The organism is Pseudarthrobacter sp. S9, from assembly GCF_050156545.1.
In the GTDB taxonomy this organism is placed as follows: Bacteria; Actinomycetota; Actinomycetes; order Actinomycetales; family Micrococcaceae; genus Arthrobacter.
Map to the genome: position 1 here is coordinate 136498 of NZ_CP189576.1, position 25112 is coordinate 161609.

A 25112-nucleotide genomic window follows, 5' to 3' on the forward strand; every position below is an offset into this window, starting at 1 on the left:
CGCAGGGACTTGTCCTGAACGACTACAGTACGGCCATCGCCCGGTCGGTGGGAGCCACGGGAGCCGGGAGGATGGTGCTACCCATCAGGAACTTGTCCACCGCGGCGGCGCAGGCGCGCCCCTCGGCGATGGCCCAGACGATGAGCGACTGGCCACGGCCGGCGTCTCCGGCAACGAAGATCCCCTCCGTCTTGGTCATGTAGTAGCCGTCGCGGGCCACGTTGCCGCGGCCGTCGAATTCGGCGCTGACCTGCTCGGTGATCCCGGCAGGCTCGGCGCCGGTGAAGCCCAGCGACAGGAAGACGAGGTCCGCGGGGATGATCCGCTCCGTGCCGGCCTTCGGAAGACGCCTGCCGTCCACGAATTCGGTCTCGGCGACCTTGACGCCGGTCAACTTGCCGTTCTCGCCGACGAACTCCACGGTGGAGGCGAGGTAGGTGCGTTCGCCGCCTTCCTCGTGGGCGCTGGCAACCTCGAACAGCGTGGGGAACGTGGGCCAGGGCTGGTGGCCGGCTCGCTCCACGGGAGGCTGCTTGCCGATGGCCAGGGTGGTCACGGAGGCCGCTTGGTGCCGGTGCGCGGTGCCGAGGCAGTCCGCTCCGGTGTCGCCGCCGCCGAGGATCACCACGTGCTTGCCGGCGGCGTTGATCTGGTTCTCCACGGTCTCCCCCGCCACGACCCGGTTGGCCGGCACAAGGTAGTCCATGGCGAAGTGGACGCCCTCGAGTTCACGGCCCGTGATCGGCAGGTCACGCGGGACGGTAGCGCCCGTGGCGACCACGACGGCGTCGTACCGGCGGCGCAGCTGCTCCCAGGTCACGTCCGCACCGACGGCGACGCCGGTCCGGAAGCGGGTGCCTTCGGCCTTCATCTGCTCCAGCCGGCGGTCCACGTGCTCTTTTTCCATCTTGAAGTCGGGGATTCCGTAGCGCAGGAGGCCGCCGATCTTGTCGTCGCGCTCGTACACGGCGACGGTGTGGCCCACGCGGGTCAGCTGCTGCGCGACGGCGAGCCCGGCCGGGCCGGAGCCGACGACGGCGACCGTCTTGCCGGTGAGTCGGGCCGGCGGCAGCGGGGTGACCCAGCCGTTGTCGAACGCCTGGTCCACGATCGAGACCTCGACCTGCTTGATGGTCACGGCGGGCTGGTTGATGCCCAGCACGCAGGACGCCTCGCAGGGGGCCGGGCACAGGCGGCCGGTGAATTCGGGGAAGTTGTTGGTGGCGTGCAGCCGCTCCATCGCTTCCTCGCCCTTGTCCCGCCAGATGAGGTCATTCCATTCCGGAATGAGGTTTCCCAGCGGGCAGCCCTGGTGGCAGAACGGCACGCCGCAGTCCATGCAACGGCCGGCCTGGCTCTTCAGGACACCCTTTTCCTGGGCCTCGTAGACTTCCTTCCAGTCCATGATGCGGACCGGAACGGGGCGGCGTGGTTGTGTTTCACGCTGGCGTACTTTCAGAAATCCGCGTGGGTCAGCCACCGGTCACCTCCAGGATTCGAGACCAAACTTCTTCGCCGTCGGGGTCCAGGCCCTCTTCAATGGCGTCAAGGCGGGTTTGCAGGACGGCCGCGTAGTCGCGCGGCAGCACCTTGGTAATGCGGGCTGCGGTGTCGTCGAAGTTCTCGAGCAGCCGTGCCGCGAGGAGCGACTCGGTCTCCTCGGCATGCTTGACGAGCAGCCCGTGGACGATGTCGCGGTCTTCGGCGTCGAGCTCGCGCAGCTGCAGCTCGCCGGACTCCAGGGCCTGCTTGTTCACGCGTTCGGTCTGCAGGTCCAGCACATAGGCCGTACCGCCGGACATGCCGGCACCGAAGTTGCGGCCGGTGCGGCCGATGATGAGCGTCTGGCCGCCGGTCATGTACTCGCAGCCGTGGTCGCCGATTCCCTCGACCACCGCGGTCGCGCCGGAGTTGCGGACCAGGAAGCGTTCGCCCACCTGGCCGCGCAGGAACAGTTCGCCGCTCGTGGCGCCGTAGCCGATCACGTTCCCGGCGATCACGTTGCGCTCGGCCGGGAAGACGTTGGTCCGGTCCGGACGGACGATGATCCGCCCGCCGGAGAGCCCCTTGCCGACGTAGTCGTTGGAGTCGCCGAACATGCGCAGCGTGATGCCGGCCGGCAGGAAGGCACCCAGCGACTGGCCGGCCGTGCCGGTCAGCGTGATGTCGATCGTGTCCGTGGCCAGCAGGTCCGTGCTGAAGGTCTTGGTGACCACATGGCCCAGCATGGTGCCCACGGAGCGGTCCGTGTTGATGACATCGACGGCGATCTTCACCGGCGTGCGGTCGCTCAGGGCCTCGGCGGCCATGGCGATCAGGCGCTGGTCGAAGTGCTTGTCCAGCTCGTGGTTCTGGCCGGTGAGGTTGCGCAGCGGGGCGTCGTCGTCGAACTCGAGGCCGTGCAGGATCGGGTCCAGGTCCAGCCCTTCGGCCTTCCAGTGGTTGATCGCCTCGCGGGAGTCGAGCATCTCGGCGTGGCCGATCGCTTCCTCGATGCTGCGGAAGCCCAGTTCCGCCAGGATCTCGCGGACCTCCTCGGCAAGGAATTCGAAGAAGTTGACCACGAACTCGGGCTTGCCGTTGAAGCGGGACCGCAGCTCGGGGTTCTGCGTCGCGACTCCGACCGGGCAGGTGTCGAGGTGGCAGACGCGCATCATGATGCAGCCGGAGACCACCAGCGGGGCCGTCGCGAAACCGAACTCCTCGCCGCCCAGCAGCGCGGCGATGACGACGTCGCGGCCGGTCTTGAGCTGGCCGTCCACCTGCACCACCACACGGTCCCGCAGGCCGTTGAGCATGAGCGTCTGCTGGGTCTCGGCGAGGCCGAGTTCCCACGGGACGCCGGCGTGCTTGAGCGAGTTCAGCGGCGAGGCGCCGGTGCCGCCGTCGTGCCCGGAAACCAGGACGACGTCGGCCTTGGCCTTCGTGACGCCGGCGGCAACCGTGCCGATCCCCACCTCGGAGACGAGCTTGACGTGCACCCGGGCCGACGGATTGGCCCGCTTGGCGTCGTAGATCAGCTGCGCGAGGTCCTCGATCGAGTAGATGTCGTGGTGCGGGGGCGGGGAAATGAGCCCGACGCCGGGCGTCGAGTGCCGCGTCCGGGCCACCCACGGGTAGACCTTCTGCGCCATCAGCTGGCCGCCTTCGCCGGGCTTGGCACCCTGCGCCATCTTGATCTGGATGTCGTCGGCGTTGCTCAGGTACAGGCTCGTGACACCGAAGCGGCCGGACGCGATCTGCTTCACCGCGGAGCGGCGCTCGGGATCCAGCAGCCGGTCCACGTCCTCGCCGCCTTCACCGGTGTTGGACTTGCCGCCCAGCCGGTTCATGGCGATCGCCAGGGTCTCGTGCGCTTCCTTCGAGATGGAGCCGTAGCTCATCGCGCCGGTGGAGAAACGCTTGACGATGCTGGAGACGGACTCCACTTCCTCCAGCGGCACGGCGGGGCGCAGCCCGGACTTGAACTTCAGCAGCCCGCGCAGGGTCATGAGGTTTTCGGACTGGTCGTCCACGCCGCGGGTGTAGGACTTGAAGATGTCGTAGCGGCGCTCACGCGTGGCGTGCTGCAGCCGGAACACGGTCTCGGGGTTGAACAGGTGGGGTTCGCCGTCGCGGCGCCACTGGTACTCGCCGCCGCCCAGCAGCGGCTGGTGCGGCAGTTCGATGCCGCCTTCCGGGTACGCCATCTGGTGGCGTGCGGAGACTTCCGCCGCGATGACATCGAGTCCGACGCCGCCGAGCTGGGAGTGCGTGCCGGAGAAGAACTCGTCCACGAGCTCCTGGCCGAGGCCGAGCGCTTCGAAGGTCTGGGCGCCCGTGTAGGAGGCCACGGTGGAGATGCCCATCTTGGACATGATCTTCAGGACGCCCTTGCCGAGGCCCTTGATCAGGTTGTAGACGCCGTCTTCGGGCGTGACGCCCACGACGTCGCCGGTGCTGATGAGCTGTTCCACGGATTCCATGGCCAGGTACGGGTTCACGGCGGAGGCGCCGTAGCCGATCAGGACGGCGACGTGGTGCGTCTCGCGGACGTCGCCGGCCTCGACGACGAGGGCGGTCTTGGTGCGGTTGGCGCTGCGCAGCAGGTGGTGGTGCACGGCGCTGACGAGCAGCAGGGACGGGATCGGGGCCCACTGGGCATTCGAGTCTCGGTCCGAGAGCACGATGTACTGGACGCCGCGGTTGATCGCGCCGGAGACCTGCTCACAGATTTCCGTCAGCCGGGCGCGGAGGGCGTGCTCCCCGCCTTCGGGACGGTACAGGCCGCGGACTTTCATGGCGACCTTGTCGCCGGCAGCGTTCTCGATGTTGGCGATCTTGGCCAGCTGGTCGTTGTTGATCACCGGGAACGGCAGCGACACCTGCGGCTGGCGGACCCGGTTGAGGTCAAGAAGGTTGCCGTTGGGACCGATCGCGCCCTTGAGCGAGGTGACCAGTTCTTCCCGGATGGCGTCCAGCGGCGGATTGGTGACCTGTGCGAAGGATTGCACGAAGTAGTCAAAGAGCAGCCGCGGGCGCTTGGACAGGACGGCCACGGGGGTGTCCGATCCCATGGCGCCGAGCGGTTCGGCCCCGGCCCGGGCCATCGGGCCCAGCAGGATCTTCAGCTCCTCGGTGGTGTAGCCGAAGGTGCGCTGGCGGATGTTCACGGACGCCGCGGTGTGCACCACGTGTTCGCGTTCCGGCAGGTCGTTGAGGTCGATCAGGTTGTCCTTGACCCACTCGGCCCAGGGGTTGGCTGCCGCGACCTCGGCCTTGACCTCGGCGTCGTCGATGATCCGGCCGGCCTCGGTGTCCACGAGGAACATCTTGCCCGGCGAAACCCGGCCCTTCTTGACCACCTTGGAAGGTTCGACGTCGATCACGCCGACCTCGGAGGCGAAGACGATGAGCCCGTCCTCGGTGATCCAGTACCGTCCGGGGCGCAGGCCGTTGCGGTCCAGCGTGGCGCCGACCAGGTTGCCGTCCGTGAAGGAGACAGCCGCGGGGCCGTCCCACGGCTCCATCAGCATGGAGTGGTATTCGTAGAACGCGCGGCGGGCCGGGTCCATGGTGGCGTGGTTCTCCCACGCCTCCGGGATCATCATCATGATCGAGTGCGTGATGGGGCGGCCGGAGAGCCACAGCAACTCCGCCACCTCATCGAACGACGCCGAGTCCGAGGCGCCCGGGGTGCAGATCGGGTACAGCTCTTCCGGCGAATCCCCAAGCAGCGGGTTGGCCAGCTGTGACTGCCGGGCACGCATCCAGTTGCGGTTGCCCTTGACGGTGTTGATTTCGCCGTTGTGCGCGATGGTCCTGAAGGGCTGGGCCAGCGGCCAGGACGGGAACGTGTTGGTGGAGAACCGCGAGTGGACGATCGCGAGCTTGGTCTTGAAGCGCTTGTCCGACAGGTCGGGGTAGAACGGCTCCAGCTGTGCCGTGGTCAGCATGCCCTTGTAGACGATGGTCCGCGAGGACAGCGAGGGGAAGTAGACGCCGAACTTGTTCTGGGCGCGCTTGCGGATCCGCCAGGCGCGGGAATCGAGCTCGTTGCGCTCGAGGGTCTCCCCCGTGCTGGAGGCGAAGAACGGCTGGGAGAAGTGCGGCATGCAGGCCCGGGCCATGGCTCCGACGAGGTCCGCCACGATGGGGACGTCGCGCCAGCCGAGGACGGTCAGGCCCTCGTCGGCGGCGAGTCCTTCGATGCCGGCCCTGGCGGCGTCGGCTTCGCGCTGCTCGGCCGGGAGGAACGCGGTGCCGACCACGTACTGGCCGGGGGCGGGGAGTTCGAAGTCGGTGACTGCGCGGAAGAACTCGTCCGGCACCTGCATGAGGAGGCCGGCGCCGTCGCCGGTTCCTTCGTCGGCGCCCACGGCGCCGCGGTGCTCAAGGTTGCGGAGGGCCGTCAGGGCCGCCTCGACGATGTCGTAGCCCGGCTCGCCGCGCAGGGTGGCGATGATGGCCAGGCCGCAGGCGTCCTTCTCATTCTCCGGGTTGTAGAGCCCGGCCGCGGCCGGCATCGCCGCGAAGCGCTTGAACGGAGACATGGCGGCCGCTGGCCGGTCCGGCTCGGACCAGCTGGGGCTGTGAAGAGTTTGGGTCATGGGAGACGTCCTTCCTCCTGATCGTGCGTATGGGAGGGACAACACTGGCCCCACTCGGCGCGCCGGTGTGACGGGCGCAACAGAGTGTTTTACTAACTGGAATTGTAGGCCAGCCCGGCCTGCTGTACTAACAGTTACGCGGGCCACCGGCCCGGGCTTGCACTGACGGCAGCTGTCTGCTGCCAGTAACATGCCCTGCTGCCACGACGCTGTGGAAACGGGCCCTGCGAGTGGTGACTCTGCAGCCCGTGTGCCGGCGCTGACCTACTTGGTGCCGTCAGCCTCCGGTGCGGATCCGATGGCCTGGTGGCCGGACACTCCGGCCCCCGGTGCTCTGGTGGCGGGCTTGTCTCCGCCGGTGGATTCCTTTGACGCTTCAGCTGGCGCGGAAGCGTGGCCTGGACCGCTTTGGTTATTCCGGACATTATCACGGGATTCACTATCTGAGACAGCGGAGTCCGCATGGCGGAACGTCCCGGCGTCGGCCGGAACGGTGGCCCGTTCCTTGGTGTCGGCGGCGGTGTCTTCGTCGGCGGCGGTGCCCGCCTCGGCCATGGAGGCGTCCTTCTCGTCCGCGTCAGTGTCGGCGTCGGCCTTTTCGACGTCGGCCTTGTCGCTGGCGGTGTTTTCGGCGTCGGCCTTGTCGGCGTCGTCGGTGCCGGCGACGTCAGCCGTTGGTTCATGGCCGGGCAGGTACACGGTGTCCGGTTCCTCCCGCTTACGCAGCCCGAGGACGATAAAGGCGATCAGGGCCGCCACGAGGACGAAGATGCTGGTCCAGACGTTGAGCCGGGTGGTGATGCCGAAAAGGCTGATCTGTTCGGCGTCGTCGATCCGAATGGCCTCGATCCAGACGCGGCCCAGCGTGTAGTAGATGGCGTAGAGCCAGAACAGGCGGCTGCGGCGGAAGTTGAACTTGCGGTCCAGGGCCAGCAGGATGACGACGCCCACCAGGTTCCAGAGCGACTCGTAGAGGAACGTGGGGTGGAAGAGGGTGTCTGCCGGCACGCCGACCGGGAAGTTGGGGCTGTTGGGGTCGATCTGCAGCCCCCACGGAAGCGTGGTGGGGCCGCCGAAGAGCTCCTGGTTGAAGTAGTTGCCCCACCGGCCGATCGCCTGGGCCAGCAGCAGTCCCGGGGCCGCGGCGTCCAGGAAGGCGCCCAACTTGACCCCGGCGCGGCGGCAGCCGATCCAGGCGCCGAAGGCGCCCAGCACGACGGCGCCCCAGATTCCGAGGCCGCCGCGCTGGATCTGCGGGATCAGGGACAGGTCACCCGTGCCGTTGAACCCGGGGCCGAAGTAGGCGTCCGGCGAGGACACGACATGGTAGAGGCGGCCGCCGATGATGCCGAAGGGAATGGCCCAGATGGCGATGTCCCAGACGCTGCCCTCCGGTGCGCCGCGCCGCGCCCAGCGGACGGACGTGAGCCAGAGCCCGACGATGATGCCGGCCAGGATGCACAGGGCGTAGGCGTGGATGCGCAGTGACCCCCACGGCAGCGGGATGTCGAATCCGGACCAGTTCGGGCTCGGAATGCTCGCGGGAATCATCGCCGCCGCGTGGAGGACTGACTGCATTGCTTACGCTTCTTCCTTGGTAAGGCCGGTGCTGAGGTCTTTCGTCAAGGAGGCTACAGCATCCACGCCGCCGTCGCGGATGGCCGCGACGAGGGCGGTGCCGACAATCACGCCGTCCGCATAGGCGGCGATCTCGCGGACGTGCTCCGCGTTGGAAACCCCGAGGCCCACGCAGACGCGCTCGGCGCCGGCGGCATGCGCGGCTGCCACAACGTCCTTGGCCGCGGAGCTGACGGAGGCGCGCGCGCCGGTTACGCCCATGATGGAGACGGCGTAGACGAAGCCGCGGCTCGCCTCGACGGTCCGGCGCATCCGCTCCGGGGAGGACGACGGCGCCACGAGGAACACCCGGTCCAGCCCGTATTTGTCCGAGGCCGCCATCCATTCCGAGGCTTCATCGGGGATCAGGTCCGGGGTGATCAGCCCCGCTCCCCCGGCCTCGGCCAGGCGGCGGGAGAACTCGTCCACGCCCATCCGGACGACGGGGTTCCAGTAGGTCATGACCAGGACGGCGGCGTCAGTCTTGCTCGTGATGCCGCGCACGACGTCGAAGACCTGGCGGACGTGGAAGCCGCTAGCGAGGGCCTCTGTGGTGGCGGCTTGGATGACCTGGCCGTCCATGACGGGATCGGAATACGGGATGCCGATCTCGATCAGGTCGGCACCGTTCTCGGCCAGCGCGATGCCGGCGGCGATCGTGTCTTCAACGCTCGGGTAGCCTGCGGGCAGGTAGCCGATCAGGGCCGCCCTGCCCCGGGCCTTGGCGCGGTCGATGGCCGCTGCCGACTTGCTGGCGGCGTGGCGGGCCGTGCTCTGGAAGCTGTTCGATTCAGCGGTGCTCACAGCTGTTCCCCCTCTTTGGCGATCTCGGCTTCGGGTGAATCCTCATCCAGCAGGTTGAACCACTCCGCGGCGGTGGCCACGTCCTTGTCACCCCGGCCGGACAGGTTCACGAGCACGATCTTGTCTGAAGTTTTGCCTGCGGCCTGGCCTGCGGCGGTACCCTCGGCGGCGAGCCGCTGGCCCACCTTGATGGCGCCGGCGAGGGCGTGCGCGGACTCGATCGCCGGGATGATGCCCTCGGTACGGCAGAGCAGGCGGAAGGCCTCCATCGCTTCGCCGTCGGTGATGGGCTCGTAGCTGACCCGCCCGATGTCGGCGAGGTAGGAGTGCTCGGGGCCGACCCCGGGGTAGTCCAGGCCTGCCGAAATCGAGTGCGACTCGATCGTCTGGCCGTCGTCGTCCTGCATGAGGTAGGAGCGGGCGCCGTGCAGCACACCGGGCTTGCCGAGGGTGATGGTGGCGGCGTGGCGTCCGGTTTCGACGCCTTCGCCGCCGGCCTCGAAGCCATAGATCTTCACCGAAGGATCATCCAGGAAGCCGTGGAAGATGCCGATCGCGTTGGACCCGCCGCCGATGCAGGCGCAGACGGCGTCCGGCAGCCTGCCCGCCTGTTCCAGGATCTGGGCACGGGCCTCCTCGCCGATGACTTCGTGGAAGTACCGGACCATGGCCGGGAACGGGTGGGCCCCGGCGGCGGTGCCCAGGAGGTAGTGGGTGTTGTCCACATTGGCGACCCAGTCGCGGAGGGCCTCGTTGATGGCATCCTTGAGCGTCTGGGAGCCGTTGGTCACGGGAATGACGGTGGCTCCGAGGAGCTCCATCCGGGCCACGTTGAGGGCCTGCCGGCGGCAGTCCTCGGCACCCATGTACACGACGCACTCCAGGCCCAGCAGGGCGGCGGCCGTGGCGCTGGCAACGCCGTGCTGGCCGGCGCCGGTTTCGGCGATGACCCGGGTCTTGCCCATCCGCTTGGCGAGCAGCGCCTGGCCCAGCACGTTGTTGATCTTGTGCGAACCGGTGTGATTGAGGTCCTCCCGCTTGAGGAAGACCCGCACACCCCCGGCGTGCTCGGCGAAGCGCTTGGCCTCAGTCAGCAGCGAGGGCCGGCCGGAGTAGTTCTTGTTCAGATCGGCGATCTGCGCGACAAATTCGGGATCGGCCTTGGCCTTCTCGAAGGTGTCCTCAAGCTCGTCCAGGGCCGCGATCAGCGACTCGGGCATCCACCGGCCGCCGTAGGAGCCGAAGTAGGGTCCCGGGGCGTGCCGCAAGGACTGTCCACCTTGCAGAAACGCGTCCACGGCGCTTTCGTCTGAGCCGGCTGCTGGCGCATCGACCATCAGTCTCACCATCCTGTTCCACTGCTAGCTATGAAGATCTGTTACGTAGATCCGCTAATTTTCCGAAGCTCCCGTGCGGGTCCGGTACCGCTCCCGACCCGGGCGGCGGGCCCGGACCGGCAGGCCTCAGGCGCGTGCGGAGATTTCTGCTGCCCCGGCGGCCATGAATTCGGCGATCCGCTCGCGGGGCGTCGAATCGCTGACCAGCGCCTCGCCCACCAGGATCGCGTTGGCGCCGTCGGCCGCGTAATGCCTGACGTCCTCGACATCCCGCACGCCCGACTCCGCGACGACGAGCGCGCCTGCCGGAATACCGGCGGCGAGCTCCGCGAAGACCGAGCGGTCGACGCCGAGCGTCTTGAGGTTGCGCACATTGACGCCGACGATCCGCGCTTCGGCGGCGACAGCGCGCTCGATTTCCTCCGCTGTGTGGGTCTCCACGAGCACATTCATGCCGAGCTCGCGGCTGAGGGCCGTGAACTCGCGCAGCTGGGCGTCGGAAAGGGAGGCCACGATCAGCAGGATGAGGTCCGCGCCGTGGGCCCGGGCTTCCCAGATCTGGTACTCGTCGAGCATGAAGTCCTTGCGCAGCAGCGGGATGTCCACGGCTGCCCGGACGGCATCGAGGTCGGCCAGCGAACCGTTGAAGCGGCGCTGTTCGGTCAGGACGCTGATCACGGCCGCCCCGCCGTCGGCGTACTGCACGGCGAGGGATGCGGGATCCGCAATGCTCGCGAGCTGCCCCTTCGAGGGGCTGCGGCGCTTGATTTCGGCGATCACCTTCAGCTGGTCCCGCGCGGCCGAGGCGCCCCCGAGGGCCGCCCAGGCATCGCGCGGGGGCGCCGCCGCTGCGGCGCGCTCCTTCAGTTCGGCGAGCGTGACGAGGCGCTGGCGGGCCTCCATATCCTCCCTGACACCTGCATTGATGTCGTCGAGAACAGTCACCCTCAGTGGCCGGAGTTCTTCAGCTTGCTGCCGCCGACGCCGTAGCCGGCCTTGCGCATGACCCAGCCGGCCAGCAGGCCGATCACCATGACGGCGGCACCCGCGATGAAGACGGGCGTGTTGGCGATGACAAAGGCGATGGACGCGATGAGGGCACCGATCAGCATGACGATCACGCACGTCCACGCGGCCGGGCTGTTGCCGTGACCCGGCGCTTCGCTGTGATCGACGTCGTCGTAGACGCCTGCCGTCTCGGCGGACGCGGATGCGGATACAGTGGCTTTGCTCATTGAAATCTCCTCAGGATGAATACTGCTTACATTCTGCCATTTTTTGGCCGTGCCTCGGGCATCGGCTCAGGTGGGATCGTCACCGCGCGAGAGCCGGTCCCAGCTGTCAATCTCGTCCGCAGGCCCGGCCTGCGCCACGTCCCCGGCTGTCCCACTGCCGGTGGCGGCTCCGGCGGCGGCGTCATATTTGGTGCGGCTCTTCCAGTAGCGTCCCGCCGGCACGATCGCCAGCGCGCCGAGCCCCAGCAGGGAACCGGCGACGACGGCGAGGACGGGGAACGCGGTGACGTCCACCTTGACGCTGCTGCCGCTGATCCCGGTGGCGGCGGCGATGGATCCCTGTGCCGCGGCCAGCGGGTCGGCCAGCACAACCGCCGCCGCACCGACGATGCCCGCGGCGGCGAGGAGGATGATCGCCGTGATGACCCAGCGGGCGATGCGGCCCGCAATCGAGGCGGCGAGCCCGCCGGCGAGGGCGACGAGGGCGAGGGCTGTCACGGTGGTGGCCGCCTTGCTGCCCTGGACCTGCAGGCCGTCCTGGCTGGTGACGGCCGCGCCCAGCTGCGTCGGATCGAGGTGGACCGTGAGCCAGGTCTGCGTGGTGGTGCCGAACACGGCCATCGCCAGGGCGGCAATCGCCAGGACGAGGGTGGACTTGCGGGCCCAGCCGGGGACGGCCGGCCGCCGGGTGGACTTGACCGTGGGCTGCGGGATGGCTTCGGGGGTGCTCATCAGTTCTCCGTCCCGGCAGGGCTGGCAGCGGCGTCCGGTACCGAGTCGGCCGTGATGTTGTGCAGGGAGCCCGCGGTGTGGACGGCGCGGAGCGGGGCGGCGGCCTTGTTGACGGTTTCCTGGGCTTCGGTGGGGTTGACGGAATCAGCCACGATACCGCCGCCGGCCTGCACGTACGCGCGGCCTTCCCGGAGCAGGGCCGAACGGATAGCGATGGCCATGTCCATGTCACCGGCGAAGTCCAGGTACCCCACCACGCCGCCGTAGATGCCGCGGCGGTGCGGTTCCAGCTCGTCCAGCAAGCGCAGCGCGCGCGGCTTGGGTGCCCCGGAGAGCGTCCCTGCCGGGAAGGTGGCTTTGAGGACGTCGTAAGCCTTGGCGTCCGGGGCCAGCTTGCCGACGACGGTGGAGACCAGGTGCATGATGTGGCTGAAGCGCTCCACTTCCATGAACTGCGTGACATCCACGGACCCTGCAACGCAGACCTTGGACAGATCGTTGCGGGAGAGATCGACCAGCATCAGGTGCTCGGCGCGTTCCTTCTCGTCCGCCAGCAGTTCCTGTGCCAGGGCCTTGTCCGCCTCGACCGTCTTGCCGCGCGGCCTGGACCCGGCGATGGGGTGGGTGATGACTTCCTCGCCCGTCACGGTCACGAGTGCCTCGGGCGAGGAACCGACGATCGAATACTGGCGGCCCGCGGCGTCCTCGAGGCTGAAGATGTACATGTACGGGCTGGGGTTCGTGTTTCGCAGCACCCGGTAGACGTCCAGCGGGTCGGCGCCGCATTCCATTTCGAAACGGCGGGAAATCACCACCTGGAAGACCTCGCCGTCGACGATCGCTTCCTTGCCGCGGTCGATGGCGGCCAGGTAGTCCGTCTCGTCCCAGCGTTCCTGCACGCTCGAGGCGAAGTCCAGGGCGGCGGTTTCCAGCACGGAGACGGGCTGCTCCACGGGCGTGCTGATCTTCGCCAGCAGCGCCTTGACCCGGGCGACGGCGTCGTGCCAGGCCTCGTCGACCCGTTCGGAGCTGTTGTCGAAGTTGATGGCGTTGGCGATCAGCAGCACGGTGCCGTCCATGTTGTCGTGCACCGCCATGTCCGTGACCAGGTTCAGTGCCATCTCCGGCAGTTCGAGATCGTCTTCCGGCGGGCTGGTCAGCTTTTCCCAGTGGCGGACCGTTTCCCAGCCGAGGAATCCGACCAGGCCGGAGGTGAACGGCGGCAGGCCGTCGAAGCGGTCGGTGCGGAGGGCCTCGACAGTGTCGCGGACGGCGTCCACCGGGCTGCCGTCCAGCGGAACACCGACCGGAGGTTCGCCGAGCCAGTGCGCCTGGCCGTCCTTGGTGGTCAGGGTGGCGCGGGACCGGGCGCCGATGAAGGAATACCGGGACCAGGAGCCGCCGACGGCCGCCGATTCCATCAGGAAGGTTCCCGGCTGGCCCTGGGCGACTTTGCGGTACAGGCCGATCGGGGTTTCGGCGTCAGCCAGCACCTTCAGCCGGACGGGGATGACACGGCTGTGGCCTGCGAGTTCACGGAACTCTTCCAGGCCCGGGCTGATGATTCCAAGGTCCTGCATGGCTGTGGTTTCCGCCTGTTCTTTCGGTGTTCTTTGGGGGCGTTCGTTGAGTGGGCGTTTCGTAGGTGGGGGCTGCCGGCGGGTCCGCAGGTCCGGTTCGTGACGCTGCGGGCTGCCCTGGTTGTGCGCCGAGGCAGTGCGCCTAGCTGCCCTGGCCGGCGACGACGCCGAGCTCGCGGCCGTCGAAGCAGGTCCGGGTGCCCGTGTGGCAGGCGGCGCCGACCTGGTCGACGCGGACCAGCAGGGCATCGCCGTCGCAGTCCACCGCGAGTGACTTGACCCATTGCACGTGGCCGGAGGTGTCCCCTTTGCGCCAGTACTCCTGGCGGGACCGTGAATAGAAGGTGACGCGTCCGCTGGTCATGGTGCGGTGCAGTGCCTCGTCATCCATCCAGCCCAGCATCAGCACCTCGTGCGTGTCGAACTGCTGGACGATCGCGGCCACGAGGCCGGCGCTGTCCCGTTTCAGGGCGCCCGCGAGTCCGGCCGGAAGGGGACTCTCCGACGGAGTCGGAACAGGATCGGTCGGACTGGGGGCGGGGGCGGGCTGCTCAGACATCAGGTCAAGTCTAGTGCCTCGAGGCACTGCGAGGACCGGCCGGCTCAGCATGGCACGTAACACCCGGACGGACATCCGGTTGAGAGTCCCCGGGCGGCAAATCTGCGGCGGTTCCTGTGCACAGACCCCGCCGTCACGTGCTAGTTTCACAAGTGATGCATTTCGTCGATCCGTCCCGAGAATTCCTGGCCGAAACCCTGCTGGCGGCCGGTCCTGATTCCGCCACGCTCTGCAAAGGCTGGCTGACCCGGGATCTTGCAGCCCATCTATACCTTCGCGAGCGAAAAGCAGCTGTCGGTCTGGGCCTGCTGATCAAGCGGCTGTCCAAGGCGTCCGACCAGGCCACCGCCAAGCTGGCCGCCAAGCTCAAGACCCCGGACGACTACGCCCGGCTGGTCAACGCCTTTCGCGCCGGCCCACCGGCGCTCTCCCCGCTGAAGATCAAGGCCCTGGACGAAAGCTCCAACCTGATCGAGTACTTCGTGCACACCGAGGACGTCCGCCGTGCCGTGGACCGCTGGGCCCCGAGGGCCCTGGACGAGGCCTACTCCGACGCCTTGTGGGATGAGCTGATCAAGCGTGCGGCCATCCTCTACCGCGGCGTGGACCTGGGCATCGTGCTGGTGCGGCCCTCCGGCCCCCGGCATGTGGCCAAGCGCGCGCCCGTCTCGGTGGCCATCGTCGGCGAGCCCGGCGAGCTGCTGATGCATGCCCACGGCCGGACCCGCCATGCCCTGGTGACCTTCGAGGGCCAGCCGGACGCCGTCGCGCTGTTGCAGTCGGCCGAAGTCGGAATCTAGAGCCGCCCCAACCAAGCAACGCGGGGTCACTTACGGCCCATCCGGCACCGGATTATGGGCTGTAAGTGACCCCGCGTTGCTTTAGGCTGACGGGCTCCTAGCGGACCTCGAAGCCGGCCTCGCGGATGGCTGCCTTGACCTGGGCGATCATGTCCACGGGTCCGAAGTGGAAGACCGACGCCGCGAGGACGGCGTCCGCTCCGGCCGCGACGGCCGGCGGGAAGTGTTCCGGCCTGCCGGCGCCGCCGGAGGCGATGATGGGCACCCTGACGGCGGCCCGTGCCAGGCGGATCAGTTCGAGGTCAAAGCCGTCCTTGGTGCCGTCGGCGTCGATCGAGTTGAGCAGGATCTCCCCCACGCCCCGGTCGGCCGCTTCCCGAGCCCAAGCGATCGCGTCGATCCCGGTGCCCTGGCGTCCGCCGTGGGTGGTGACCTCGAAGCCGGAGGCGGTGGGCTCGGAGCCGGGCCGGGTGCGCCGCGCGTCGACGGACAGCACCAGGACCTGGGAGCCGAAGTGCCGTGTGATCTCGTCGATCACGTCCGGCCGGGCCACGGCCGCGGTATTGATGGCTGCCTTGTCCGCGCCGCAGCGCAGGAGCTTGTCCACCTCAGCAACGCCGCGGACGCCGCCGCCGACGGTCAGCGGTATAAAGACTTCCTCGGCGGTGCGGCGGACCACGTCGAACGTGGTCTCCCGGTTACCCGAGGATGCCGTGACATCGAGGAAGGTCAGCTCGTCCGCCCCGCCGTTGTCGTAGCGGTGCGCCAGCTCCACCGGATCGCCGGCGTCGCGCAGTCCTTCAAAGTTGATGCCTTTGACCACGCGGCCGGCATCGACGTCCAGGCACGGGATGACGCGCACGGCAACAGTCATGACTTCTCCTGATGTTTGCTGGAGGAACTCGGTACGGTGCTTCGCTCAGATCCGGCAGGCGTGGATGCTGCTGACCAGGATGGCGCGGGCGCCGAGGTCGTAGAGCTCGTCCATGATCCGGTTGGTTTCCTTCTTGGGGACCATGGAGCGGACGGCCACCCAGTCCGAATCGCGCAGCGGCGAGACGGTGGGCGATTCGAGGCCGGGCGTCAAGGCGGCGGCCTCTTCCATGAGTTCCTTGCGGATGTCATAGTCCATGAGCACGTATTGCCGGGCCACCAGGACGCCCTGGAGGCGGCGGATCAGGACGTCGGCGGCGGGGTTCTGCTCGCCCTTGCGGCCGATCAGCACGGACTCGGAGCGCAGGATCGGTTCGCCGAAGATCTCCATGCCGGCGGCCTTGAGGGTGTTGCCGGTCTCGACGACGTCGGCGATCGCGTCCGCGACGCCGAGGCGGACGGAGGATTCGACGGCGCCGTCGAGGCGGACCACCTTGGCCTTGATGCCGCGCTCGGCGAGGTAGCCCCGGAGCAACCCGTCATAGCTGGTGGCGAGCCGTTTGCCTTCAAGCTGTTCGACGCTGGCGAAGTCCCCCACGGGGCCGGCGAAGCGGAAGGTGGAGGCCGCGAAGCCCAGCGGAAGCAGCTCTTCGGCCTCGACCTCCGCGTCCAGGAGCAGGTCGCGGCCTGTGATGCCGACGTCGAGCGTTCCCTGGCCGACATATACGGCGATGTCGCGCGGGCGGAGGAAGAAGAACTCGATGTCGTTATCCGGGTCAACCATGACCAGCTCGCGACTGTCGCGGCGCTGGCGGTAGCCCGCCTCGGCGAGCATGGCGGAGGCGGCTTCGGACAATGATCCCTTGTTCGGGACGGCAACTCTCAGCATTTGGGGAGGTCTCTCTCGGTGTTAGGAAGGATCTGTTGAGGCACATCGGGCCACGCAATGCACCGGCTCCGCGCGGAAAAGTCCAGGCGGGGTCCGGTGCGGACGCGGCTAGAGATGCTTGTAGACGTCTTCCAGGCTGAGTCCTTTGGCGAGCATCAGAACCTGCAAGTGATAGAGCAGTTGCGAAATTTCTTCCGCGGCGGCTTCATCGGATTCATACTCGGCAGCCATCCAGACCTCGGCTGCTTCCTCCACGACCTTCTTGCCGATGCCATGGACTCCGGAGTCCAGTTCGGCGACGGTGCGGGAGCCGTCCGGGCGTGCTGCTGCCTTCTCGCTAAGTTCCGCGAACAGCGACTCGAAATTCTTCACGCCCTCCAGCCTACTTGCTCGCGGCCGGACCGCGCCTGCCGGGCCCTTGCATGACGGGCGGGATGTGAGGCAATACACAATCGCTGTGCGGCACCAGCCGGCGTCAGCTGTACTGGCGGAGCGTCACAGCGGTGGCCAGGGCGGCGGTAACGGCCTCGTGCCCCTTGTCCTCGGTGGAACCCGGCAGGCCGGCGCGGTCGATGCCCTGCTGTTCGGTGTCACAGGTCAGCACGCCGAAGCCCACGGGGACGCCCGTGCGCACGCTCACCTCGGTCAGGCCCAACGTGGCCGCCTCGCAGACGTATTCAAAGTGCGGCGTTCCGCCCCGGATGACGACGCCGAGCGCCACCACTGCGTCGAAGTGAGGTGCCAGCCGGGCTGCGGCCACGGGAAGCTCAAAGGTACCGGGAACACGCAGGACCGTCGGTTCGCCAATGCCGGCGTCCTTCGCCGCGCGCAGGGCGCCGTCCAGCAGGCCGTCCATGATCCGGGTGTGCCAGCTGGCGGCCACGATGGCCAGTTTCAGCCGGGAGGTCTCCTCCGGTTTGAAGGTGCTGAGGTCAATCTGGGGTGCGCCGTGTCCGCTCATCTGGGAATCCTTGCTGCTAAATCGTGTTCTGGTCAGTCGTGCTGTCTGCTCTGGGTGGTGTCCAGGTCAGTCTTGTTCTTGTTCGAACCCGCGCTGGCCCCCGGCGGGCGCCGCAGGCTCGACGTCGAGGACCAGCCGGTGGTCCATCCGGTCCTTCTTCGTCTGCAGGTAGCGGATGTTCTGCTCCCGCGAGGGAACCTCGGTGGGAACCATCTCCACCACCCGGACCCCGGCCTTGGCGAGCCTGTCCTGCTTGTCCGGGTTGTTACTCAGCAGGCGCACCTCGTGAAGTCCCATTTCCGCGAGGATCTGGGCCGCCGCCTTGTAGCAGCGGGCGTCGACGGGCAGGCCCAGCTGCTCGTTTGCCTCCACGGTGTCGAAGCCGGCTTCCTGCAGGGCGTAGGCCTTCATCTTGTTCGCCAGGCCGATCCCGCGGCCTTCCTGCCCGCGCAGGTAGAGCAGGGTGCCGCCGAATTCATTGATCATCTCCAGGGCGTAGGCCAGCTGTTCACCGCAGTCGCAACGGTAGGAGCCGAACACATCGCCTGTGAGGCACTCGGAATGCAGGCGCACCAGCGGCGCCTTGCCGTCAACCGGCAGCACCGGTGAGCTGACCGCAAGGTGCTCGGCACCGGTGGCCAGATCGGTCCAGGCCTGCGCGACGAAGTCACCGAAGGCGGTAGGCAGCTGGACAATCGGTCCTCCCCTGACCGGATGCGGCTTGCGTCCCATTGCCATCTCTTCTCGAATCTCGGAAGTCGTCACTATTTCTCCTCCATCAGACGGGATCTGCTGCGTGGCCGCCAGGTTGACTGGTAGACGGCCCGGCCTCGAGGTAGGCCACCAGATCCGCAATCGAGATCAGGGGGCAGCCATGCTCAAGGGCGAAGCCGCGAAGTCCGTCCAGCCGCATCATTTCTCCGTTGTCGTACACGAGCTCTGCAATCACGCCCACCGGTTCCAGGCCGGCTAGCCGGCACAGATCCACGGCCGCCTCGGTGTGGCCCGGACGTTCCCGCACTCCACCCTTAACAGCGCGCAAGGGGAAAACATGCCCGGGACGGGTCAGAGAATTCGGCTGGCTCCCGGGATCGGCCAGGACCCGGGCGGTCAGGGCCCGGTCCGTGGCGGAAATTCCGGTGCTGACACCCGCTGCCGCGTCGCAGGACACCGTGTAGGCGGTGCCCTTGGCGTCTTCGTTGATTTCCACCATCGGGGGCAGCGCAAGGGCGTCGGCCCGCTCGGCGTCGAGCGGTACGCAGATCACGCCGGAGCTGTAGCGCACCGTCCAGCCCATCAGCGCGGGCGTGGCGTGCTGGGCGGCGAAAATGATGTCGCCTTCGTTTTCGCGGTCCTCGTTGTCCACCACCAGGACCGGATGCCCTGCGGCCATGGCGCTGACCGCGTCTTCGATCGGATCCAGGCCCGTCCGCGGGCTCAGCACCGCGGCCGGCCGGGCCCCTTCAGCCAGGGTGGGCAGCCCGGACAGGTCCTTGACGTGGCTCATTTTGCGATCCCCTCCCCGCGTGCTGCTTCGCCCGCGGCCGCTACCGCTGCCGGCACAGATCCGCCGGCAAAGGCGAGCAGGCGCTCCGTGTACTTCGCGAGCACGTCCACCTCGAGGTTGACCCGGCCGCCCAAGGATTTCGCGCCCAGGCCTGTCTCGGCCAGCGTGGTGGGGATCAGCCCCACTTCGAACCACGGCGCCGGCTCGGAGGCCGGGCTGACGGCGGTCACGGTCAGGGAGACGCCGTCGACGGCGATGGAGCCCTTTTCGGCGATGTACCGCGCCAGTCCGGCCGGCACACCGAAGCGGAGCCGGTCCCAGTTGCCGAGCGCCTCGCGCTCCAGGAGCTCGCCGACGCCGTCGACGTGCCCCTGGACAACGTGCCCGTCCAGCCGGCCGCCGGCCGGTACGCAGCGCTCCAGGTTGACCGGGTCCCCTGCGGCCAGTTCCCCGATGGTGCTGCGGTTGAGGGTCTCGCCCATGACGTCGACGCTGAAGTCCTTGCCGTCGATCCGCGTGGCCGTGAGGCAGACGCCGTTGACGGCGATGGAACCGCCCAGGGCGAGCCCTTCGGTGGTTCCGGGCGCCTGGAGCCGAACGGTGGCACTGATGTCGCCGTTGCGCTCAACGGACAGCACCTTCCCCTGCTCGGCGATAATTCCGGTAAACATCAGTAGCCTCCTGCGGCGGTGTCCGTACCAGTGCGGTGCGGGGTCGAATCGGATGAACTTGTGGCGGGGCGAAGGTGCAGCCGGAGGTCGCGGCCGAGCATCCGGACGTCTCCCCCGGCTGCCGGATCCCATTCCCAGTGCTGGGCGTCGGCCAGGGTGGTGATGCCGAGGTCCTCCAGGGCCGGCGTGCCGGAGCCGAGGAGCGTCGGCGCCAGGTAGACGATCAGCTCGTCCACGAGGCCGTCCGCGAGGAAGGCGCTCAGGATCCGGGAGCCTCCTTCCACCATGAGATGCCGCACGCCTGCGGTGAACAACCGGTCAAGCGCTTCGCGCGGATCGCGGGTGGCCAGGTGCAGGACGTTGCCGTCGTCGCCGTTGATGGCGGCACCCTCCGGGATTCCGCGGTATCCCATCACGGCCCGCAGCGGCTGTTTGCCGGCCGCCTCGCCGTCCGCGTTCCGTGCGGTGAGCCGCGGGTTGTCCACGAGGACCGTCTGGGTGCCCACCAGGATGGCGTCAATCCGGCCGCGCAGCGCATGGTTGTCGGCGAGGGATTCGGGGCTGGAGATCCACTGGCTGGTTCCGTCGCTGGCCGCGATGCGGCTGTCGAGGGTCTGGGCAATGTGCAGGGTGACGAAGGGCCTTTTGGCGGCTGCGGCGTCGAACCAGCGCCGGTTTAGGTCCAGCGCGGGGACGGCTGCGAGGCCCGACCGGACGCGGACGCCCGCGGCGCGCAGCGTCGCCGCTCCACCTGCCGCCGGATCATGGGGGTCGTCGACGGCGTAGATGACGTCAGCGATTCCGGCGTCGATGATCGCCTGGGCGCAGGGGCCCGTGCGCCCGCAGTGGTTGCAGGGCTCCAGAGTGACCACCATCGTGGCGCCGCTGAGGTCATGGCCGGCGGCTTTGGCCTGGGCGATCGCGTCGGCTTCCGCGTGTGCCGTGCCGGCGCCGCGGTGGTAGCCGGTCACCAGCTGGGTCCCGTCGGCGGCTATGACGACGGCGCCCACGAGCGGGTTCGCTCCCCGCGGGCCCTGCACGGCTGCCGCCAGCGCCGTTTCCATCGCCGTGGCTTCGGCGGGGCTGAAGCCGGCAGCGGGGACGGTGGCGGAGGCGTCCACCCGCTGGTTCGTGGATTGCTGAACGCTCATTTACCTGACACCGGGCCTGAAGACGACCGCCGGGTTGGCGAAGAGCCATCGCAGAAAGTCCATGTGTGTGTCGTTCCTTCCCTCAAGAACCGCGATGGCTCCGGGGGTATACGACAGCACGATTCTGCGGCGCCAACAGGACGCCGCAGTTACAGCTGTACGTGCTTCTCTCATCCAGACTTTAACTGTCGGTACCGGAATTCCACCGGTTCAACCGTCCGCCGGAACCTTCCCGAGGGAAAGCGCCGGCTCGCGGGTCGCGGACTATCACCGCCGGTTCGGACTTACACCGACCCCGGAGCACGTATGTGTGTTGTTATTCTGACACAACCTTGGACCGTCCCGGGCTATTCCCCCGGGCGGACATTACGGCCTGCGTCATCTTCACGCGGATGATCAGGTGATGATCATCCGTTGGCCAGCGGCGGCCCGGAGCCGCTCGATCGCTTCCGCCGGGTCCGCAGCGCCGTAGACCGCGGATCCCGCCACGAAGACGTTGGCCCCGGCCTCGGCGGCCCGCACGATCGTCTCCTCCGTGATGCCGCCGTCGACCTGCAGCGCCACCCCGACGCCCGAGCCGTCAATGGCCGCGCGGGCGCGGCGGATCTTCGGCAGCGTCAGATCCAGGAACGACTGCCCGCCGAAGCCTGGCTCCACCGTCATGATCAGCAGCAGATCCAGTTCGGAGAGCATGTCAAGGTAGGGCTCCACCGGGGTGCCGGGCCGGAGCGCCATTCCGGCCTTCGCGCCGCGGGCCCGCAGTTCGCGCGCCAGCTTGATCGGTGCGATCGAAGCCTCGGCGTGGAAGGTCACGGAGGCCACTCCGGCGTCCGCGTAGCCGGGGGCCCAGCGGTCCGCATCCGCGATCATCAGGTGGGCATCCAGCGGCACCGGGCTGACGGCCTGGATCCGCTGGACCACGGGCAGGCCGATCGTCAGGTTGGGCACGAAGTGGTTGTCCATGACGTCCACATGCACCGCGTCCGCGTTGCGGATCCTGCGCAGTTCCGCCTCGAGGTTGGCGAAGTCGGCGGAAAGGATGCTCGGGTTGATGCAGCACTGGGCCATGTGGTTCCTTTTACGATCTGCTGAAGATGGTCTGCTGACGGGCCGGGCTTTCCGCGCCGCGCGAGGGCCCGGACGTCAGGACTTTTTGTGGATGAGGGCCAGGAACATGGCGTCCGTGCGGTGCACATGCGGCCAGAGCTGGGCGGTGAGTTCGTGCCCGGCCTCGAGGTGGCCGCTGAGGCTGACGCTGTCCAGCACGGCGCCGGCGTCGAGGAGCTCGAGGTCATCGCGTTTGCGAAGCGCGTCGCTCACGACGGCGGTGGTCTCGGCCGGGTGCGGCGAACAGGTTACGTACGCCACAACGCCGCCCGGTTTGACGGCGTCCAGCGCGGACTTGAGCAGTTGGCGCTGCAGCGGCCCGAGGTCAACGAGGTCCTTGGGCGTGCGCCGCCACCGTGACTCCGGCCGGCGGCGCAGGGCCCCCAGCCCCGTGCAGGGAACGTCGACGAGGACCCGGTCGAAGCTTTCCGGCTGCTCGGCGCCGATGTCACGGCCGTCCCCGGTCCGGATGTCCCAGACTTCGTCCGGCACCGCGGCGAGGGCCTGGCGGACCAGCTTGGCCCGGTGCGGCGCGGATTCGTTGGCCAGCAGGTGGGCGCCCCGCTGCCGGGCGAGGGCGCCAAGCAGGGCGGCCTTGCCGCCGGGTCCGGCGCACAGATCCAGCCACCGTTCGCCGTCGGCGCCTGGCTCACCGCCTTCCTTCCCGCCGTCTGTGCCGATGTCTTTGCCGCTGTCCCGGAGGTCGACGGCGGCCATGGCGCGGGCCACCAGCTGCGAGCCGACGTCCTGGACCCGGGTGCTGCCTTCACGCACCGAGGCAAGCCGGCCGAGGTCGCCGCCACTGGAGAGCGCCGATCCTTCCACGAGCTCCCCCGGGGTTGCCCCGCCGTCGAGGGCCTCGTCCAGGCTGCCGATCCCGGGAAGCGCCACCAGATTCACCACGGGTGCGGCGTTATCCGCTTCGAGCAGGTCGTTGATTTCCGTGACGGGACGTCCATGGGCAACGAGGGACTGGCGGAGCGCGCGGACGATCCATTCCGGGTGGGCGTAGCGGATGGACGCGATCCTCGTTTCGTCCGTCTCGGTGCTGAGCAGCAGCTCCAGCCATTCCTCCAGGGTGCGGGCGGAAACCTTGCGCAGTACGGCGTTGATGAGGGCCGAGGGACCGGCGCCGATCACGGCGCGGGCGAGTCCCACGGTCTGGTCCAGGGCGGCATGCGCAGGCACCCGCATGGCGAGCAGCTGGTGGACGCCGATCCGCAAGGCATCGAGGATGGCCGGATCCAGTTCGTCCAACGGCCGGTCCACGCAGCGGGCCAGGACGGCGTCGTAGGTGCCCTGGCCGCGGAGGGCGCCGTAGCTGAGCTCGGTGGCGAAGCCAGCGTCGCGCTTGTCCAGTCCGTGGTGCCGGATCCGGGCCGGCAGCACCAGATTCGCATAGGCGTCCTCGGATGCGACGGCGCGCAGCACCTCGAAGGCGACCAACCGGGCAGGATCCGCACGGCGGGTGCGCTGCGAGGGGGCGTTCTCGGTGAAGCTGCGCTGCGGGCCGCGGTTGCGTTCCCGGCCCTGCGCATTCCGCTTGCTGCCGTCCCGACCGCCCTGACCTGCGTCTTGCCCTCGGTTTTGCCCTGCATCCTGCCCTCGGTTTTGCCCTCCGGGCTGAGAGCCCCTGCCACGGCTGCTGCCGCTGGTCCCGGATTCGCTCATTCGAACACCACGCTTTCCAGTGTTGCCTGTCCGCGCGCCCAATCAGCGGCGGTCATCATTTTCTTGCCCGAAGGCTGGATCCGGGTCAGTTCCACCGGATGCGAGCCGGTTCCCACCAGAACGCTCTTGCCGTCCACCGCCAGCCGTCCAGGCTGGAGGGCGGCGGCCTCCGGGCGGGGCAGCACCGGTTCCAGTTTGACCCGCTGGCCGGCCAGGGTGGTCCAGGCTCCAGGTTCCGGGGTGGCGCCGCGTGCCCGCCGGCCGATCGCCAGTGCCGGCTGCCGCCAGTCGAGCCGGCCGTCTTCCAGACCAAGTTTGGGGGCCAGGCTGACGTCCCCCTGCTGCGGCAGAGCGACGGCCTTGCCGGCGTCGACGGCGGACAGGGTCTGGGCCAGCAGCACGGCACCGCTGTGGGACAGCCGCTCCAGCAGCGCTCCCGCGGTGTCGCCGGGGTTCACGGATTCGGTCAATGTTCCGAAGACCGGGCCGGTGTCCAGGCCCTCCTCGAGGCGGAAGGTCACGGCCCCGGTCACGTCGTCGCCGGCGATGATCGCCCGCTGCACGGGCGCCGCTCCGCGCCAGGCCGGCAGCAGGGAGAAGTGGAGGTTGACCCAGCCGTGGCGCGGAATGTCCAGGGCCGGGCGCGGAATGAGCCCGCCGTAGGCGACGATCGCGGCGACGTCGGGCTCGACGGCGGCCATCCGGGCAGTGACGTCGGAGTCCACCTTCGCTGCATGGATGATCTCGATGCCGAGCTCGGCCGCGCGGGCCGCGACCGGGGAGGGCGTCAGTACCCGCTTGCGCCCCAGCGGGGCGTCCGGGCGGGTGAGGACGGCGACGACGTCGAACCCGGCCTGGACAAGTGCGTCCAGGGAAGGCACGGCGACGGCCGGCGTCCCTGCGAAGAGAACCCTCACTGGGTGTTTCCGAAGCTGGACCCGAAACTTGATCCGCCGAAACTGGATCCGACGGTCTTGGCGCGCTTCGCGGTGGTCTGCCCGGTAATGGCCTCGTAGTTGGCGTTCCGGATGGCCCTCAGCGCGGCCTTGCGGTCCTCGCCTTCGAGCCGGTCGGTGAACAGGATGCCGTCGAGGTGGTCGGTTTCGTGCTGGAAGCAGCGGGCCAGCATGCCCTCGCCCTCCACGGTGACCGGGTTTCCGTGCAGGTCGACCCCGGTGACGCGGGTGTGTCGGAGCCGGCGGACCGGGAAGCCCAGGCCAGGGATGGACAGGCACCCTTCGACCTGGTCCGGCTGGAAGTCCTCGCTGTTGTCCAGCACGGGGTTGATGATGTGGCCCTCGACGCCGCCGATGCGGTACGTGAAGACGCGTTGGCTCACGCCGACCTGGGGCGCGGCCAGGCCTGCGCCCTCGACGTCTTCCATGGTTTCGGTCATGTCGGCAACGAGCTTCGCCAGTTCAGGCCCGAATTCCGTCACGGGATCGGCAACTGTGCGCAGCACAGGATCCCCGATGATGCGGATATTCAAAATGGCCATGTGCAATCTGTCCTCACGGTGGGCGGCTACG

23 protein-coding genes and 1 riboswitch are annotated in these 25112 nt (G+C 68.4%); of the genes, 1 reads left to right on the forward strand and 22 read right to left on the reverse strand.

Going from position 1 to position 25112, the window contains the following annotated elements; translation table 11 throughout:
- Positions 1-22: 22 nt before the first annotated feature.
- From ACQCSY_RS00695 to hisI, 10 genes are all read right to left on the reverse strand, one after another.
- Positions 23-1480, reverse strand: a complete 1458-nt coding sequence (locus ACQCSY_RS00695; protein ID WP_427132338.1) for a glutamate synthase subunit beta — start codon at positions 1478-1480, stop codon at positions 23-25.
- A complete protein-coding gene (gene gltB, locus ACQCSY_RS00700) occupies positions 1473-6089 on the reverse strand; it encodes a glutamate synthase large subunit (RefSeq protein ID WP_427132339.1) in 4617 nt (1538 codons plus the stop codon). Before gltB ends, ACQCSY_RS00695 begins: the two co-directional genes overlap by 8 nt.
- A 264-nt stretch (positions 6090-6353) precedes the next feature.
- Complete coding sequence (gene lgt / locus ACQCSY_RS00705) at positions 6354-7667, reverse strand: prolipoprotein diacylglyceryl transferase (RefSeq protein WP_427132341.1); 1314 nt, start codon at positions 7665-7667, stop codon at positions 6354-6356.
- Between the two features lie 3 nt (positions 7668-7670).
- A complete protein-coding gene (gene trpA, locus ACQCSY_RS00710; RefSeq protein ID WP_427132343.1) occupies positions 7671-8510 on the reverse strand; it encodes a tryptophan synthase subunit alpha in 840 nt (279 codons plus the stop codon).
- On the reverse strand, positions 8507-9847 hold the full coding sequence (trpB, locus tag ACQCSY_RS00715) for a tryptophan synthase subunit beta (protein ID WP_427132345.1): 1341 nt from the start codon (positions 9845-9847) through the stop codon (positions 8507-8509). Before trpB ends, trpA begins: the two co-directional genes overlap by 4 nt.
- 126 nt (positions 9848-9973) lie before the next feature.
- Positions 9974-10792 (reverse strand): indole-3-glycerol phosphate synthase TrpC, encoded by an 819-nt coding sequence (trpC, locus tag ACQCSY_RS00720; RefSeq protein WP_427132347.1) that lies wholly within the window; start codon positions 10790-10792, stop codon positions 9974-9976.
- Between the two features lie 2 nt (positions 10793-10794).
- Entirely contained in the window at positions 10795-11082 is a 288-nt protein-coding gene (locus tag ACQCSY_RS00725) for an HGxxPAAW family protein (RefSeq protein ID WP_427132349.1), read from the reverse strand.
- Between the two features lie 66 nt (positions 11083-11148).
- Entirely contained in the window at positions 11149-11814 is a 666-nt protein-coding gene (locus tag ACQCSY_RS00730) for a Trp biosynthesis-associated membrane protein (RefSeq protein ID WP_427132351.1), read from the reverse strand.
- Positions 11814-13394, reverse strand: coding sequence for an anthranilate synthase component I (locus ACQCSY_RS00735; protein ID WP_427132352.1), 1581 nt, complete (start codon positions 13392-13394; stop codon positions 11814-11816). Before ACQCSY_RS00735 ends, ACQCSY_RS00730 begins: the two co-directional genes overlap by 1 nt.
- A 142-nt stretch (positions 13395-13536) precedes the next feature.
- A complete protein-coding gene (gene hisI / locus ACQCSY_RS00740) occupies positions 13537-13953 on the reverse strand; it encodes a phosphoribosyl-AMP cyclohydrolase (RefSeq protein WP_427132354.1) in 417 nt (138 codons plus the stop codon).
- A 155-nt stretch (positions 13954-14108) separates the two neighbouring features.
- On the opposite strand from hisI, the gene ACQCSY_RS00745 reads away from it, so the two are divergent.
- A complete protein-coding gene (locus tag ACQCSY_RS00745) occupies positions 14109-14753 on the forward strand; it encodes a TIGR03085 family metal-binding protein (protein WP_427132356.1) in 645 nt (214 codons plus the stop codon).
- Positions 14754-14850: 97 nt separating this feature from the next.
- Here ACQCSY_RS00745 and hisF read toward each other — a convergent pair whose 3' ends face one another.
- The 12 genes from hisF to def all read right to left on the reverse strand — a co-directional run bounded on the left by hisF (position 14851) and on the right by def (position 25081).
- Positions 14851-15627 (reverse strand): imidazole glycerol phosphate synthase subunit HisF, encoded by a 777-nt coding sequence (gene hisF, locus ACQCSY_RS00750; protein ID WP_427132357.1) that lies wholly within the window; start codon positions 15625-15627, stop codon positions 14851-14853.
- A 45-nt stretch (positions 15628-15672) separates the two neighbouring features.
- Entirely contained in the window at positions 15673-16515 is an 843-nt protein-coding gene (gene hisG, locus ACQCSY_RS00755; RefSeq protein ID WP_427132359.1) for an ATP phosphoribosyltransferase, read from the reverse strand.
- A gap of 108 nt (positions 16516-16623) precedes the next feature.
- On the reverse strand, positions 16624-16887 hold the full coding sequence (locus tag ACQCSY_RS00760) for a phosphoribosyl-ATP diphosphatase (RefSeq protein WP_211878609.1): 264 nt from the start codon (positions 16885-16887) through the stop codon (positions 16624-16626).
- 103 nt (positions 16888-16990) lie between these two features.
- The gene (gene ribH, locus ACQCSY_RS00765) at positions 16991-17476 is read right to left on the reverse strand and encodes a 6,7-dimethyl-8-ribityllumazine synthase (protein WP_427132361.1); all 486 of its coding nucleotides are present in this window, start codon (positions 17474-17476) and stop codon (positions 16991-16993) included.
- Between the two features lie 66 nt (positions 17477-17542).
- A complete protein-coding gene (gene ribA / locus ACQCSY_RS00770) occupies positions 17543-18208 on the reverse strand; it encodes a GTP cyclohydrolase II (protein WP_427136024.1) in 666 nt (221 codons plus the stop codon).
- A 46-nt stretch (positions 18209-18254) separates the two neighbouring features.
- Complete coding sequence (gene ribB, locus ACQCSY_RS00775) at positions 18255-18983, reverse strand: 3,4-dihydroxy-2-butanone-4-phosphate synthase (protein WP_427132363.1); 729 nt, start codon at positions 18981-18983, stop codon at positions 18255-18257.
- On the reverse strand, positions 18980-19654 hold the full coding sequence (locus ACQCSY_RS00780; RefSeq protein ID WP_427132364.1) for a riboflavin synthase: 675 nt from the start codon (positions 19652-19654) through the stop codon (positions 18980-18982). Before ACQCSY_RS00780 ends, ribB begins: the two co-directional genes overlap by 4 nt.
- On the reverse strand, positions 19654-20718 hold the full coding sequence (gene ribD, locus ACQCSY_RS00785; RefSeq protein WP_427136026.1) for a bifunctional diaminohydroxyphosphoribosylaminopyrimidine deaminase/5-amino-6-(5-phosphoribosylamino)uracil reductase RibD: 1065 nt from the start codon (positions 20716-20718) through the stop codon (positions 19654-19656). The genes ACQCSY_RS00780 and ribD overlap by 1 nt, the downstream gene beginning before the upstream one ends.
- A 244-nt stretch (positions 20719-20962) precedes the next feature.
- Positions 20963-21113, reverse strand: a riboswitch (FMN riboswitch).
- Between the two features lie 88 nt (positions 21114-21201).
- Positions 21202-21873 carry a ribulose-phosphate 3-epimerase gene (rpe, locus tag ACQCSY_RS00790; RefSeq protein ID WP_427132366.1) on the reverse strand — a complete coding sequence of 224 codons (672 nt, stop codon included), beginning with the start codon at positions 21871-21873 and terminating at the stop codon, positions 21202-21204.
- A gap of 75 nt (positions 21874-21948) precedes the next feature.
- Positions 21949-23583: an RsmB/NOP family class I SAM-dependent RNA methyltransferase gene (locus tag ACQCSY_RS00795; RefSeq protein ID WP_427132368.1), complete on the reverse strand. Its 1635-nt coding sequence runs from the start codon at positions 23581-23583 to the stop codon at positions 21949-21951.
- Entirely contained in the window at positions 23580-24500 is a 921-nt protein-coding gene (gene fmt, locus ACQCSY_RS00800) for a methionyl-tRNA formyltransferase (RefSeq protein ID WP_427132369.1), read from the reverse strand. Before fmt ends, ACQCSY_RS00795 begins: the two co-directional genes overlap by 4 nt.
- Positions 24497-25081 (reverse strand): peptide deformylase, encoded by a 585-nt coding sequence (def, locus tag ACQCSY_RS00805; RefSeq protein ID WP_427132371.1) that lies wholly within the window; start codon positions 25079-25081, stop codon positions 24497-24499. Before def ends, fmt begins: the two co-directional genes overlap by 4 nt.
- Between the last annotated feature and the right edge of the window lie 31 nt (positions 25082-25112).